Below are 14,009 nucleotides of genomic sequence, written 5' to 3'. Positions count from 1 at the left end.
AAGCGAGAAGATAACAATAGGAATATGTTTTTATAATGAGTCCGAGAACAATCTTTTTAAAAAATACCATTCCTGCTGAATTAAATGGGGCGCGATTAGATCAGGCACTAGCTAAATTGTTTCCAGATTATTCTCGTTCACAATTACAAGACTGGATCCGAGATGGACATGTAACTTCGAATAATCAGCAAAAAATATTAGCCAGAGAAAAAGTACAGACCAATCAAGTGATTGAAATTACTACCCAACTGGCACCAGCTGAACGCTGGGTTCCTCAATCCATTCCTTTAAATATCATTTACGAAGACAAAGCAATACTTATTATTAACAAACCTGCAGGGTTAGTCGTCCATCCTGGCGCAGGAGTTCCTAATCAAACCCTGGTTAATGCACTATTACATTACGATCCATATCTTGCAATTATCCCTAGAGCAGGCATTATCCATCGACTAGACAAAGACACTTGCGGATTGCTTATTATCGCCCGTACATTGTTTGCCCATCATCATCTGATCAAAGCTATGAAGATGCAAGCAATTACCCGGGAATATGAAGCTATTGTCAAAGGGATTTTAATCTCTGGTAAAACCATTGAAGCACCTATCGGGCGCCATCCTGTACATCGAACACGGATGGCGATCACTCCATCAATGGCGGATGGCGGTGTTGGCCGCCCTGCTAAAACACATTTTCGCATCATTCACCGATATCGAGCCCATACTCATATCCACTTGCGCCTGGAAACCGGCCGTACGCACCAAATCCGCGTTCACATGGCACACATCCATCATCCTCTCGTAGGCGACCCTGTCTACGGCACACACATCAGTATCCCGAATCATCTCTCCGCTACACTAAAAGCGGCATTAAGTGCTTCCTGCCGCCAAATGCTACACGCATCTACTTTGCGCCTCATCCACCCGGTTACTCAGCAGACGATGAAATGGCATGCTCCTCTCCCAAAAGATATGATTCACTTAATTCAGTGTTTAAACGAAGATGAGCAACATTATACAAAATAATTCTATTATCACTGTTGGTATCCTACCCACTGCAATTTATCATCATGCTGAGGACATGATTAGTAATTGTAAGCATCGTCACTACTGGTGGATCGAACATCATCATTAGTCGATAATTACTAGAAGCGAATATTTAACAAAATCAATAAGATAGCCTATGGAGACCCTAATACAAACTTCCAATACCGTTTCAAAACGCTAAAACCATTTAAAAAACGCAACCGCAATACATAGCAAACATAGCAAATTTCAGAGATACGATTTAATGAAAAAATCCTTCAAGTTCTAGGATTAGCGTTACCGCATTTACATCATCATTTCAAGGATCTCACATTATAATACAACTAGAATTTTAGGGGGCTATCAAGATTGAATTATTGAGCCAAATATTCCGATCAATGACTACAAAATTATCCTTGTTTTCGTAAAGTACAAGGAGCAATGTCGAATCGATACCCAACTACAAGACCATTAACACAAATACACCATTAATCAAACAATCCTAAGGGGGTGAATGTTAGGACGTTGACAAACACCATTCGGGGGAATAGGATTTCGGCTTTCTTTAATGCTGACACGGCAAAAGTTACAATTTCATACGCAGCTAAAGAAAATTCATTACACGGTTCAACTAGTGCCAATGACTCCTGTGCCAATAATGTCTAAAAACATACTCCCACAGGTCACGCGTATAATTCATGATTATTAACATTTAACACGGTAAGAAATTATATATCTTATTGTAAGCACAGTTTCAATGTTTTCAATCTACTGATTATTTTTCTGTCTGTACTTTAAATATGATCGGTGTGCTATATCCTTCGTCGCAGCAATGATATTCGGATTCTGTGTCGCGCTTCCGCTGTTTTTCTCTAATGGCAGTAGCCGTTACAAGCTGACATTAAATAATTTAAGATAGTGGTTCTGGAGGCTTTTTTTAGCATTTTCTTTGCTAGTCATTTTGCACCGGTAGCTTACTACTACGCACAAATTCAAACAATTTTTAAAGAAAATTGATTGTCGCCCATCTCAGGAAAGCTACTGATGTTGAATTTTATAGATTTTTTTGATTACATTTCGCTGCGCACAGATGAGAAGACACGCGACGAATTTCAGCGCCAAGTTGCGCCAATTTTTCCTCGATACATTCATATCCTCGATCGATATGATAAATGCGATCAACGATGGTATTGCCTCGCGCCATAAGACCGGCCAATACCAACCCTGCTGATGCACGTAAATCAGTTGCTATTACCGGTGCACCGGTCAAATTTTCTTTACCACGAATGACTGCTTTTCTACCTTTTAATTTAATATCCGCCCCCATCCGGCGTAATTCGTGCACATGCATAAAACGATTTTCGAACACCGTTTCTGTGATGATAGCTTGTCCTTCAGCGACTACGTTAAGTGCCATAAATTGTGCTTGCATATCGGTCGGCATTTCTGGATAAGGCGCTGTGGTGATATCCACACTCTTAGGCCGTTTGCCGCGCATATTCAAATCTATCCAATCTTTTCCAATTTCAATATATGCGTTAGCTTCACGTAATTTTTCTAAGATAGCTCCCAAAGTTTTAGGTAAGACATCTTTAATTCTTACATGCCCTCGTGTCATTGCCGTTGCAACTAAATAAGTACCCGCTTCGATACGATCCGGTAAAATGCGATAACAATTACCACCTGGTAGACGATCAACACCATTGATGACAATGGTGTCTGTTCCTGCCCCAGAAATTCGCGCTCCCATCTTATTGAGAAAGTTGGCTAGATCTTGAATCTCTGGTTCACAAGCCGCATTATGAATAACAGTTTGACCTTCAGCTAAGGTAGCTGCCATCATCAGATTTTCAGTTCCAGTAACAGTAATTTTCCCTAAATTTAATGAAGCCCCTCTCAAACGTCCATTGATACTAGCCCGAATAAATCCGTTTACTAATTTAATATCTGCCCCCAAGGCACGCATACCTTTAATGTGTACATCTACTGGACGCGAACCAATAGCACATCCTCCCGGAAATGAAACTTCCGCTTTACCAAATCGAGATAATAAAGGGCCTAATACAAGAATGGATGCACGCATGGTCTTTACAAGTTCATAAGAGGCATGGACGTTTTGAATTTCTGAACAGTCAATCTCGATGTCCATACGCTCATCCACCATAATTTGTGCTCCCATTCGTCCCAACAATGCAATCATGGTCGTCACATCGTTAAGATGAGGAATATTACCCAAAGTGACGGGTTCTTCGATGAGCAACGATGCTGCTAAAATCGGAAGGACAGCGTTTTTAGCACCCGATATGCGTATTGAACCATTTAAAGGTACACCACCAACAATAATGAGTTTATCCACGGCTTTTCATCCCTAGCTCTTCTAACCATGCCTCGCACACTTTAGTAATCACTTGCAACATAGAAGAAGCACTTGATGAAACGAATGAGCGTTCCAAGACGCTGCTGCTTTGCACGCCGCATACAGGAAGTTCATGAATAAAATAAGTACTGTTACAATGATCGCGACGGCTCGGAAATAAACGATAATATCCCACTGCTTATCAACCCAGTGATCGCCATTTTCCCAAAAAGCTAAAGTCGTTTTAAAATTAATCGTTCCGCTTATCAAAAACATAACCAATTTCATTTAGACCTTTGCTTGTAAGCAATTAGCCATTTCAACAAAGCGGTTACTCCACCTTGAGGAAGAGTTTGCATACAAAGAACAGTAGCTCTTTGTATGAGGCTGATTCCCTTTTCGATGCCGAAATCATAAATTTTCCATTGGTCCCCATTTAAACTATAGCTAATTGGAATTCGTTGACTATTGCGGCGAACAATCACGCTATTGTTTGTCGCTATCGTTTGGCGCTCAATATAGAGCTGCACACGATCACCATCATGGGAAGTTATGATGGACGAGTAGTTGGCAATCAACAATTTTTCAAATTTACGAATAAATCGTTTACACTGAGAGAGAGGGTTCGTACTTTGGCAATAAAGGCGATCCACTACTACCCCTACCACGCGGTATAAACCGATCGTTAGTGCGAGCTCTTGATACTTAGTTCGACTAGGTAACTGCAGTTCTTTCTTTAATTCGATTTGATGTTTCTTCAAATAAACAATCATTTTATTCACGACATGTAACAAAGTAATCGGAGAATTATCTGCTAATACAACCTTTCTTATAAAGAAAAGTATGATAAAAACAATTGACTTAAAGAAAGGTTTTGAAAGCTGCATAATTATCTATCTCCCTACTTTGCTTTATAAAGAATGTTCCAATTAAATTTTCTAAAATCAAGCCGAGTGCGTAATTTTAATACGATCACCATTTTAAATCCGTAGTTTTAATCCCGGGACCAATTCAATGTGATTTGAGCCCCAATGCTCCTTAGGATGAAAATTAAAGCTAAAAGTATTTTGAGTAAATTATTTATTTTTTTATTTTAAGCCGTAGTATCACTAAAGTCAGAAAGTTTACCCAAATACATTTTCATCATATGGCTAACTACCACTCAAGAAACAACTACGGGCGCAAGCATACGTATTTCAAATTACCAATATTGTCACTCAGTGATTGTCGTGTAACAATTTTCTCGATTAGTAAATCAAGTCTGCTCACTTTAATCTGCTACTAACGCTAAAAAACCAGCGACTACAAAAACTTCTACTATAAATTCAATCATTTGGTAATATACTACTTCCTTCACATCACGATGGCTGCACGGCTTATTCCGCAGCATTGAGTTAAGTATAATAGCCTCTTACATGACAATACACGTAATCACGATATTAAAAACGACGCTTTTAATCCCCCACTTTTAAAATATCTATTCGAAAGATTGAACAACCGTCTACATTAAATGTCTATTGCAAAGCTATTAAAAGAGCTATTAAATTAAATAAAAGTTTCAATACTGCTTGGTTGTCATTAAACATCAAACTCTGACTAAAAATACGGCATAATCACCTATCATAAGCGGGTCTTACTGTCATTGTTTCCATACAATCCAATTGAATTTAGCCTGCGTAAAACCATTTCGGCAGTTAATACAGAACGACAGACGCGTGTGGCAGCCCTAAAATTGCTCGATGTTTTGTTATGTTTTGTTGCTGACAAGAATGAAAGACAACACACCACACTGCTTATATGTAGTCACAATTAAAATTCCTTTTATAATCATTTATATAATAACGAATAGAGGGATCCCTCTATTCGTTATTATATAAATGAATCATGATAACAATCACACTCGATAAATTTAACAGGTTATTTAAAGTTGCAAATTAATTTTAGCAGCACAACAACGGTAATTAGAATACTAACCTGTTATCGAGAGGATTTAACATAATCTATGTGTCAACTCCACGCATCCGTGCTTGCCGCTTGCCGTTCATGTTTTAACCGAAAAAGATAAGCGCTACTCGCAATCCTCCTATACAAAACTTTTAGTTGCATTAAGAGGAAATCGTGAATCATATCTTTTGGGAGGAGGTAGGTATTTTTCCGAGAAGAAACAGCGACACTTTCTAAAACAGCATTACCAATCTTTTACAACGCACTTGATTCAGTTTGCGTTGTGAGAGCAAATTAGTTTCAGCATCATCGCATCGTCGATTCAATGAGTTTTGGTCAGTTTAATCTGCATTAAGAAAGAAAAACTTTACTGCTACTACAAATATATATGCCTCATGATAGCGTCAACTTACCCCCCCGTATAATAGATGATTAATAATAAAAAATAACTCTATCTTCTTAAAAATAATTAGGGTTACATACATTAAACTATATTCATAAACACAGTGACTCATTAAACAAGTTTGCCTATACTATCCAAACTAGCGGTCCGTAGATAACGAGCTTTAGTATCTAAAAAGGGTTCGTCAGTCGGGGGGCTTACACCGAAATTCATGCGGCAACTTAAGTAAATTTATGGCAGATAGCGCAAATTTTTACACGCTGGGTAAAGTAGTGATTGCAACTGAACTTCGGGCAATTCGGTCTTTACAAGACCGAATTGATGAAAAGTTTGTCACTGCTTGCAAAACTATACTTAATTGCAAAGGTCGAGTAGTTATTCTTGGGATAGGAAAATCAGGGCATATAGGTCGGAAAATTGCATCCACACTTGCTAGTACTGGCACACCGTCATTTTACATACATCCCAGTGAAGCAAGCCATGGTGATATTGGAATGATAACCGTGCAGGATCTAGCGTTAGTTATTTCCTATTCTGGCGAAACTCCAGAAGTCATCAATATCCTTCCTACTATTAAGCGTTTAGGCATCCCCTTGATTGCTTTTACTGGAAAAAGCCACTCCAATTTGGGACGGGTTGCCAATATCATCATTGACATTAGTGTGAAAGAGGAAGCTTGCCCTTTAGGTTTAGCTCCAACCTCTAGCACCACTGCTACCCTAGTCATGGGAGACGCCCTAGCTATCTCTCTGCTGGAAGCTAGAGGATTTACAATCGATGATTTTGCGCGTATCCATCCGGGTGGATCGTTAGGTCGACGTCTTTTGCTGAATATCAATGATCTTATGCATTCTCGAGATTATATGCCAATGGTAAAATCTGACTGCCTGCTTGATGAAGCGCTGGTTGAAATTACCCGAAAGAGCTTAGGAATGACAGCAGTAATAGCCGATAACGGTCATTTATTAGGTGTTTTTACGGATGGTGACTTACGTCGAGCTTTAGATAAGGGTTATGATATCCACAGAACACCAATCAAAGAAGTCATGACTAAAAATAGTATCACCATCCCACCAAAATTATTAGCTACAGAAGCCCTTAAAATCATGCAAGAATATAAAGTTACTTCTTTAGTAGTAGTTGACGATGAACGTTATCCTCTAGGCGTTATCCATATGCATGATCTTCTACGAGCGGGAATTATTTAAAAGATTTTCTTGCAGGATAACTTTATTAACTATTAATTTTCGATGCGAATGTCGTATTGACAGATTGGAGACTTTTAATATGCTTTGGATAGAGAATCACCCGTTATTTAAATTTGGTTATGCATTAAATAACTGCCATACACCAGGATTGACGTTTTTATCACCACAAGTTATGCAAACGAAGCCTCTTACTCCGCAGAGCGACTGAAATTAGGTATTCGATACATTTATTGTCGCATTCGAGACCGAACGAAAACGAAGTTGCTTAAATAAGGTAGGGTGATGACCTTCCGATTCATCTGTCATTACATTTTACGTATCTTATATTACTGTTTTTAATGGGGTCTTCCGAAGTTAGGCTAAATCCAATTGGAAAGCGAAAAATTAAGTGGTGAGAGATCTTATAATTTTACGATTCTTTCTCTGTGTATGGAAGGTATTAACCTAAAGGAGGACAACGTATGAGTAAAAACGTCAAATTAAGTATTTTATTAATTGTGCTAGTATGTCTCAGTATCTCCTTTATGTTACGTAATGTACCCCACCATCATTCCACTGCAAAACAGCAATTAGATCATCAACCAGATGCGTTCATGCATAATGTCAGTTATTTTCAATACGATTATCAAGGTCTGTTACATAGTTATCTCAATACCCCTTTGATCGTACATTATCCGTGGGAAGATTCTTCTTACTTTAACCATCCGTATTATCTAATTTACACAGATAAGCGAGTGCCTTGGACAGTCGTGGCTAATCAAGGAAAAAGTCAAGGAGGAATCCGACAGGTCTATTTGTGGGATCATGTAAAAATCCATGCATCTCAACAATCCACGGAACCCGAAACTACTATCATCACTCGCACCTTAACAATTTTCCCTAATCGTTTTTTCGCTAAAACCGACAAAGACGTAATCATCACTCGACCTAATGTCACTATGAAAGCGGCTGGTATGAATGCTGATTTGAAAAAAGGGATAGTCCATTTGCTTTCTCATTCCATAGGCATCTATGAAGCTAACCAGCCTCAAAAGCAGCAGAAAAAGGTAAGAACAAAAAATTTTTAAAACTGACATTTCTAATATATATTTCCTAGTTTAAGTATGAGATCCTATTAATCTAAAATAAAATATCTCCGCCGGTTTACATATCTGATATAATAGCAGAAAGTGTTGTAGCTTCGACACACTCCACTAAAAAAGTAGAACCCAAGGTAAAATTGAACCTTAACAATGACAGCAACCTTAAACGCCAAACAATTACAAAAACATTACAAATCTCGACGGGTAGTGAAAGATGTTTCCTTATCTATTAGCAATGAAGTCGTTGGTTTGCTAGGGCCAAACGGGGCCGGAAAAACTACAAGCTTTTATATGATCGTAGGACTCGTCACACCTGATAGTGGTGAAGTTTATTTAAACGACCAAAATATCAGTCTATGTCCCATACACAAGCGTGCTCGTCTAGGTATTGGTTATCTTCCTCAGGAAACTTCCATCTTCAGAAAATTATCTGTCGCCAATAACATCATGGCTATTCTTGAATTACGGAACGATTTATCAAAACAACAGCGTCAGAAAAAGTGTGAATCTTTAATGCAAGAATTTCATATCGGCCATTTACGTGATATTCTCGGGTACAGTTTATCTGGCGGTGAAAAACGTCGTGTCGAAATTGCGCGAGCGTTGGCAATGGATCCCAAATTTATCCTGTTAGATGAACCTTTTGCAAGCATTGATCCCATTTCAGTCATTGACATCAAACGAATCATTATTCACTTACGGGAGCGTGGAATCGGGGTTTTAGTTACTGACCATAATGTGCGGGAAACGCTCGATATATGTCAGCGTGCCTATATTGTAAATGAAGGCAGCATTATCGCCTCCGGCACTCCGCATGAAATATTAAACAACCAAAATGTCAGAAAGGTTTATTTGGGAGAAGAATTTAATTTGTAAATTTGGCATCGTCTATATTTTTTTAGAAATGACTATTACTATAATTTTTATGGTCTTAATGACTGGTAAAGGCTTAGATATTTCATCCGGTTTGTGCGAATTAACTGAAAAAAAATTGCAACGTATAAAAACTTCATCCTGATGAAATTATCAATATTCACATCACTTTTCATGTCAATAAAACCGACAGATTGCCGATGTTAATCTTAAACTGCCTGGTGGCACTATTAACGCACACGCGGAGTCTGATGATATGTATAAACAACGGTGATTTTAATGAATAAAATAAACGCAACTAGCAAAATATAAAGCAAAAAAAGGTGATTACCGTTGATGTCGTTATCAACAAGCCTCGAACAAGGTCTGTAACATTTGCAACAAAAAACATTGCACGCCAATTTACTTGTCATCGATAGATTAGGCGTTTTAATTACGGGGGAATCAAACATTGGAAAGAGTGAGTTAACATTAGCTTTGCTTGATCGAGGTCATCAATTAGTCTGTGATGACGTAGTGGATATCATTCAAAAAAATAATAAGTTAATTGGCAGTTGCCCTGCGGTTACCAACGGGTACGTTTTAATTTCCGGTATTGGTATTATCGATGTATCGCAACTTTTCGGTTTAGATGCTGTAGTTATGCAACATGAAATTCATTTATCTATTGCTCTGGTGAACCCAGAAAACGAGCCACCTATTGAGGATCCGCTAAGTCCAATTTATCAAAATGAAATCATTTTAGGTGTGACATTACCAAAAATTATTTTTCCTGTTTATGCTGGAAGAAGTTTGCCACTTTTAATTGAAGCCTTGCTTCATAGTCATCAATTAAGGAGGCATGGCTGTGATCCCAGCGCTAATTTCAACATCCGTTTGCAAAAAGTAAAAAACAGGCATGATTCGTAAAAAACTTAAAATCGTTAATAAATTAGGACTCCACGCCCGTGCGGCTATTAAACTCACCAATTTAGCTTCGCGATATCGAAGCAAAATCTTCATTCACTTCAATAACCGTGACACCAACGCTAGGAGCATCCTCGGCCTCATGGTTCTAGCTGCCAACAAAGGTTCCGAAATCGAGCTCGCTGCTACTGGTGATGATGAAAAAGAAGCTACCGAAGCAATTGAAGCGCTAATCAACAACAAGTTTGGCGAAGAAGAGTAGATTAATTTAATTTTCTTCCTTAAAGGCAAGGATGACCTCAATAGCTTAAAACCTCAGTGAATTTTACTTACTGAATCACTGAATCACATGCCAACTGTGCAGTGTGTTTGATAAGGAATAAAGGGCTTCTTTTCCTTTATACTACGGAGTGGGGGTGAAAATTAACATGGCACAGGCATATTTCCTTATAGCGCTTTGTAGATTAATCTTTTGTAATTTCGATGCGTTGCTCTGCAATAACTTACTGATCTCGCAGATCTTTCAGAAGAGACGATTTTGCTTTCCGGGAAAAACAATTTTTATTGATGAAATAGCGAAAATACGGATGGCAGCATCTTCTCTTACAGGATCGAGTGCTAGAAAATTGAAATATGGGCTAGAGTAAATTTATTAGCTGGTGCCCTTAGCACTGTTATTTGTCGTTTAGAAGATTGCCATTGGATTTTACTTTAACTGTTTTAAAACACGTGAAGCCAGAGCCTGTTAAATACTAAATTTTATTTAGTAACCAGATTGAAGAAACTTTAAAAAACTATTTAAAAGAAGAAGTATAAAAAAAGTTTAATCAGAAAGATCAATAGTATTATAGGGAAAATATAGGTATTTTGTCCTTTCCTTAGAAGATTGATTAATGAATTTTTATTAGATTTTTCCCTAGATTTTGATAATTTATTATGCATCACACAACTATAACGGATTTCTCAATTTTTATTTTACCTTTATTATCGTCAGACTCCTAAGCTAATTAAAAGCTTAACAGTATCTATGCCTATATTTCTTGCTGATTTAATTGAAGGTATTTTCTCATCTTCATCTTTAAGGTTTATCTGCTAATTCAGCAGCGAGAGAAAAAGACTTTATAGATGTTATGTTGATACACATAATATTTCCTTGTCTCAACGATATACTCTTGAACCATAAGAACGCCCTTTAACGGCGAGCTTCCTAATAGGTCCAGTGTAAATGAGTTTTCCGTTTAACGAAACATTAAATTTCAATTATTTTTCATAATGTTAAGGCATATGATGATTTTTGATAATTGGATGATTGCATCTATCAAGCACTGCATTTTTAAGTTTAGTTTTCATAAAACAACATACACTCTCATCTTACCAAGCTTAATTGTGGTGATGGATGTCTGTTTTTAAATTTTTCGTGCATAAAAGAGCTACACTAAAAGAGCTACCTAGGTGCCCTGTGGTAGCGCGTCTTCTTAGGGAAGCGTTTACATTCATTTCTCACTAAACTTTAGAGATTACTGTGATTAGGAGATAAGAAAGCTCCCAATAGGATCCTCTTGCGCGAATTGAGAAATCGCATAAGATTTTTAAAAGCGGTTTTTTAGCTTTTAAAAACTTGGAGTGCTCACGGCCGGCACGATTTCTAGGGTTTTTAATCTCCGCGGCGTATGGGGCATCATTAAACAAACGACACAATAACGACCCAATATGGTACCAATTTCAATTTCATGAACGCGTCTTTATTTAATCAAGTAGCACAACATATTATATTGTAATTGTTCTTATTGCTTTGCGTTTTCACTGCAGGCTCTTTAATAGGTGTATGAATTTCTGGGATATGAGTAGTTAACCCTAATTCAAATACCTGATCAATCCATTTGACAGGATGAATTTTTAATTCATGTGTGACGATCGCTGGAATTTCTTTTAAATCTAGCTTATTTTCTTCCGGGATAATGACATGCTTAATATTCCCTCTGAGCGCCGCCAATAATTTTTCTTTTAACCCACCTATGGGTAATACTTCTCCGCGTAAAGTAATTTCACCTGTCATAGCGATATCAGCTCGAACAGGAATTCGAGTAATGGCTGAAACTAACGCCATGCACATGCCAATACCAGCGCTAGGCCCATCTTTAGGTGTTGCTCCCTCTGGGACATGAATATGAAAATCATGTAATTGAAAATAATCTTCAGCAACACCCATCATTGCTACACGGCTTCGGACTACCGTAGTCGCAGCATGGATAGATTCCTGCATCACATTACCTAATCTCCCTGTATGTAATGATTTCCCTTTGCCAGGCATCACTTGTGCTTCGATGGTTAACAACTCCCCACCAAATTCTGTCCAAGCCAAGCCAGTTACTTGTCCCACTTGATCTTTTTCTTCAGCCAAGCCAAATCGATATCGTTTAACCCCTAAATATTTTTCAAGATTACGAACTGTAATTTTGCGTTGCTTAACCGCTTTTTCTTTTCCGCTTCGTTTAGAGGTTTCTTTTGTAGTTAAGATTTCTTTAACTACTTTTCTACATAGCTTGGCGATTTCCCGTTCTAAAGCACGAACACCTGATTCTCTCGTGTAATAACGAATCAATGCGCAAATAGCACCATCTGAAATATGAATTTCTTGGCTCTTTAATCCAGTTTGTTTGAGTTGCCGTGAGATTAAATAACGTTTTGCAATATTTAATTTTTCTGCTTCTGTATAACCTGCTAATCGAATAACTTCCATCCTATCTAACAAAGGCAGCGGCATATCCATGGAATTCGCCGTTGCAATAAACATGACGTCCGATAAATCATAATCAACTTCTAAATAATGATCGTTAAAAGCGTGATTTTGTTCTGGGTCTAATACTTCTAAAAGTGCCGAAGCTGGATCACCACGAAAATCCATGGCCATTTTATCTACTTCATCCAACATAAATAGTGGATTACGCACACCTGCCTTCGCCATTTTTTGAATGATTTTTCCTGGCAAAGCACCAATATAAGTACGGCGATGCCCTCGAATTTCAGCTTCATCACGAATACCGCCCAATGAAATGCGAACGAACTGTCGAGCGGTAGCATTTGCAATAGATTGGCCAAGCGAAGTTTTACCTACACCGGGTGGACCTACTAAGCATAAAATAGGACCCTTTAATTTTCGTACGCGTTTTTGGACGGCTAAATATTCGAGAATTCGTTGTTTGACCTCTTCTAAGCCGTAATGGTCAGCTTCCAAAATTTCTTCTGCCTGTTTTAGATTTTGACTAATTTTAGCGCATTTTTTCCATGGAACCTGTAACAACCAATCTAGATAATTGCGACTGACTGTTGCTTCAGCGGACATCGACGGCATCATTTTTAATTTGTTTAACTCCACCATCGCTTTTTCTTTAGCTTCTTCCGACATGCCAGCTTTTTGAATCTTCTCGAGCAATTGTTTCTGTTCATCAACAGGGCTACCTTCTTCCAATTCGCCTAGCTCTTGCTGAATCGCTTTAATTTTTTCGCTTAAGTAATATTGGCGTTGACTTTTCTCTACTTGTTGTCGAACACGCCCTTGCACTCGTTTCTCTATTTCGATTAAATCCAGCTCCTGCTTTAAAAGCATTTGCAACAGTTCCAGCTGTTTTTGAATTTCAATAGCTTCTAGAATTTTTTGGCGCGAGTCTAATTTAATCGTCATATGAGCGGCGATAATGTCTGCCAAACGTTCCGGATCTTCAATATTCGCCAACGACGGCAGTAACTCAGGAGGAATTTTCTTATTAATTTTTATTAATTGTTCAAATTGATCTAACACCGAACGCATTAAAACTTTAATTTCAGTTTTATCGGTTTCACCTTTTTGTTCTTTTAACAATTCAATTTTGGCAGAGAGAAATTCTTTTTTATGGAGTTGAATTAATTTCGCTCGCCTTGATCCTTCAACTAATACCTTAATTGTCCCATCAGGTAACCGTAATAATTGTAAGATAACAACCACTGTTCCAATTTCATAAAGATCCTTTTGAGTAGGCGAATCGTTACCGGGATCTCGTTGCGCAATTAAAAAATCCGTTTGTCACTTTCCATCGCCACTTCAAGCGCCTTAACCGACTCCGCACGGCCAACGAATAAAGGAATTACCATATGTGGAAAAACGACAACATCCCGCAAAGGCAATAATGGTAATTCAATTTTCTTCTCTGCTTGTTCAGCCATGAGGCATCCTTAATT

General features: G+C 38.0%; 9 protein-coding genes and 1 pseudogene. 6 read left to right on the top strand and 4 right to left on the bottom strand.

The window, feature by feature from the left end; all coding sequences use genetic code 11:
- The first annotated feature begins 35 nt into the window (after positions 1 to 35).
- Positions 36 to 1,022, top strand: a complete 987-nt coding sequence (gene rluD, locus LG660_RS00135) for a 23S rRNA pseudouridine(1911/1915/1917) synthase RluD (RefSeq protein ID WP_258267428.1) — start codon at positions 36 to 38, stop codon at positions 1,020 to 1,022.
- 1,054 nt (positions 1,023 to 2,076) lie between these two features.
- Here rluD and murA read toward each other — a convergent pair.
- The 3 genes from murA to LG660_RS00120 are packed head-to-tail and all read right to left on the bottom strand — an operon-like array spanning position 2,077 to position 4,265.
- Positions 2,077 to 3,378 carry a UDP-N-acetylglucosamine 1-carboxyvinyltransferase gene (murA, locus tag LG660_RS00130; RefSeq protein ID WP_258267427.1) on the bottom strand — a complete coding sequence of 434 codons (1,302 nt, stop codon included), beginning with the start codon at positions 3,376 to 3,378 and terminating at the stop codon, positions 2,077 to 2,079.
- A 48-nt stretch (positions 3,379 to 3,426) separates the two neighbouring features.
- A complete protein-coding gene (locus LG660_RS00125; protein ID WP_258267426.1) occupies positions 3,427 to 3,666 on the bottom strand; it encodes a hypothetical protein in 240 nt (79 codons plus the stop codon).
- Positions 3,663 to 4,265: an ABC transporter substrate-binding protein gene (locus tag LG660_RS00120; RefSeq protein WP_258267425.1), complete on the bottom strand. Its 603-nt coding sequence runs from the start codon at positions 4,263 to 4,265 to the stop codon at positions 3,663 to 3,665. Before LG660_RS00120 ends, LG660_RS00125 begins: the two co-directional genes overlap by 4 nt.
- A 1,693-nt stretch (positions 4,266 to 5,958) precedes the next feature.
- On the opposite strand from LG660_RS00120, the gene LG660_RS00115 reads away from it, so the two are divergent.
- The 5 genes from LG660_RS00115 to LG660_RS00095 all read left to right on the top strand — a co-directional run bounded on the left by LG660_RS00115 (position 5,959) and on the right by LG660_RS00095 (position 10,056).
- Positions 5,959 to 6,933 (top strand): KpsF/GutQ family sugar-phosphate isomerase, encoded by a 975-nt coding sequence (locus LG660_RS00115; RefSeq protein WP_258267424.1) that lies wholly within the window; start codon positions 5,959 to 5,961, stop codon positions 6,931 to 6,933.
- A 461-nt stretch (positions 6,934 to 7,394) separates the two neighbouring features.
- Entirely contained in the window at positions 7,395 to 8,000 is a 606-nt protein-coding gene (gene lptC / locus LG660_RS00110; protein ID WP_258267423.1) for an LPS export ABC transporter periplasmic protein LptC, read from the top strand.
- 165 nt (positions 8,001 to 8,165) lie between these two features.
- Positions 8,166 to 8,891 carry an LPS export ABC transporter ATP-binding protein gene (gene lptB / locus LG660_RS00105; protein ID WP_258267422.1) on the top strand — a complete coding sequence of 242 codons (726 nt, stop codon included), beginning with the start codon at positions 8,166 to 8,168 and terminating at the stop codon, positions 8,889 to 8,891.
- Positions 8,892 to 9,263: 372 nt separating this feature from the next.
- Positions 9,264 to 9,797: an HPr kinase/phosphorylase gene (locus LG660_RS00100; protein WP_258267421.1), complete on the top strand. Its 534-nt coding sequence runs from the start codon at positions 9,264 to 9,266 to the stop codon at positions 9,795 to 9,797.
- Positions 9,787 to 10,056 carry an HPr family phosphocarrier protein gene (locus tag LG660_RS00095; protein WP_258267420.1) on the top strand — a complete coding sequence of 90 codons (270 nt, stop codon included), beginning with the start codon at positions 9,787 to 9,789 and terminating at the stop codon, positions 10,054 to 10,056. Before LG660_RS00100 ends, LG660_RS00095 begins: the two co-directional genes overlap by 11 nt.
- 1,488 nt (positions 10,057 to 11,544) lie before the next feature.
- Here LG660_RS00095 and lon read toward each other — a convergent pair.
- A pseudogene (gene lon, locus LG660_RS00090) lies at positions 11,545 to 13,994 on the bottom strand (endopeptidase La).
- Positions 13,995 to 14,009: the final 15 nt, after the last annotated feature.

The sequence above is a fragment of the Coxiella-like endosymbiont genome, from assembly GCF_024730665.1.
Taxonomy (GTDB): domain Bacteria; phylum Pseudomonadota; class Gammaproteobacteria; order Coxiellales; family Coxiellaceae; genus Coxiella.
The sequence above is the reverse complement of the archived record's forward strand: the minus strand, read 5'-3'. Positions and strand labels throughout refer to the sequence as shown.

Excerpts from the sequence above, each read along its gene's own strand:
- rluD (WP_258267428.1), top strand. The coding sequence starts at position 36 with ATGAGTCCGAGAACAATCTTTTTAAAAAATACCATTCCTGCTGAATTA.
- LG660_RS00125 (WP_258267426.1), bottom strand. The coding sequence starts at position 3,666 with ATGAAATTGGTTATGTTTTTGATAAGCGGAACGATTAATTTTAAAACG.
- LG660_RS00120 (WP_258267425.1), bottom strand. The coding sequence starts at position 4,265 with ATGCAGCTTTCAAAACCTTTCTTTAAGTCAATTGTTTTTATCATACTT.
- LG660_RS00115 (WP_258267424.1), top strand. The coding sequence starts at position 5,959 with ATGGCAGATAGCGCAAATTTTTACACGCTGGGTAAAGTAGTGATTGCA.
- lptC (WP_258267423.1), top strand. The coding sequence starts at position 7,395 with ATGAGTAAAAACGTCAAATTAAGTATTTTATTAATTGTGCTAGTATGT.
- lptB (WP_258267422.1), top strand. The coding sequence starts at position 8,166 with ATGACAGCAACCTTAAACGCCAAACAATTACAAAAACATTACAAATCT.
- LG660_RS00095 (WP_258267420.1), top strand. The coding sequence starts at position 9,787 with ATGATTCGTAAAAAACTTAAAATCGTTAATAAATTAGGACTCCACGCC.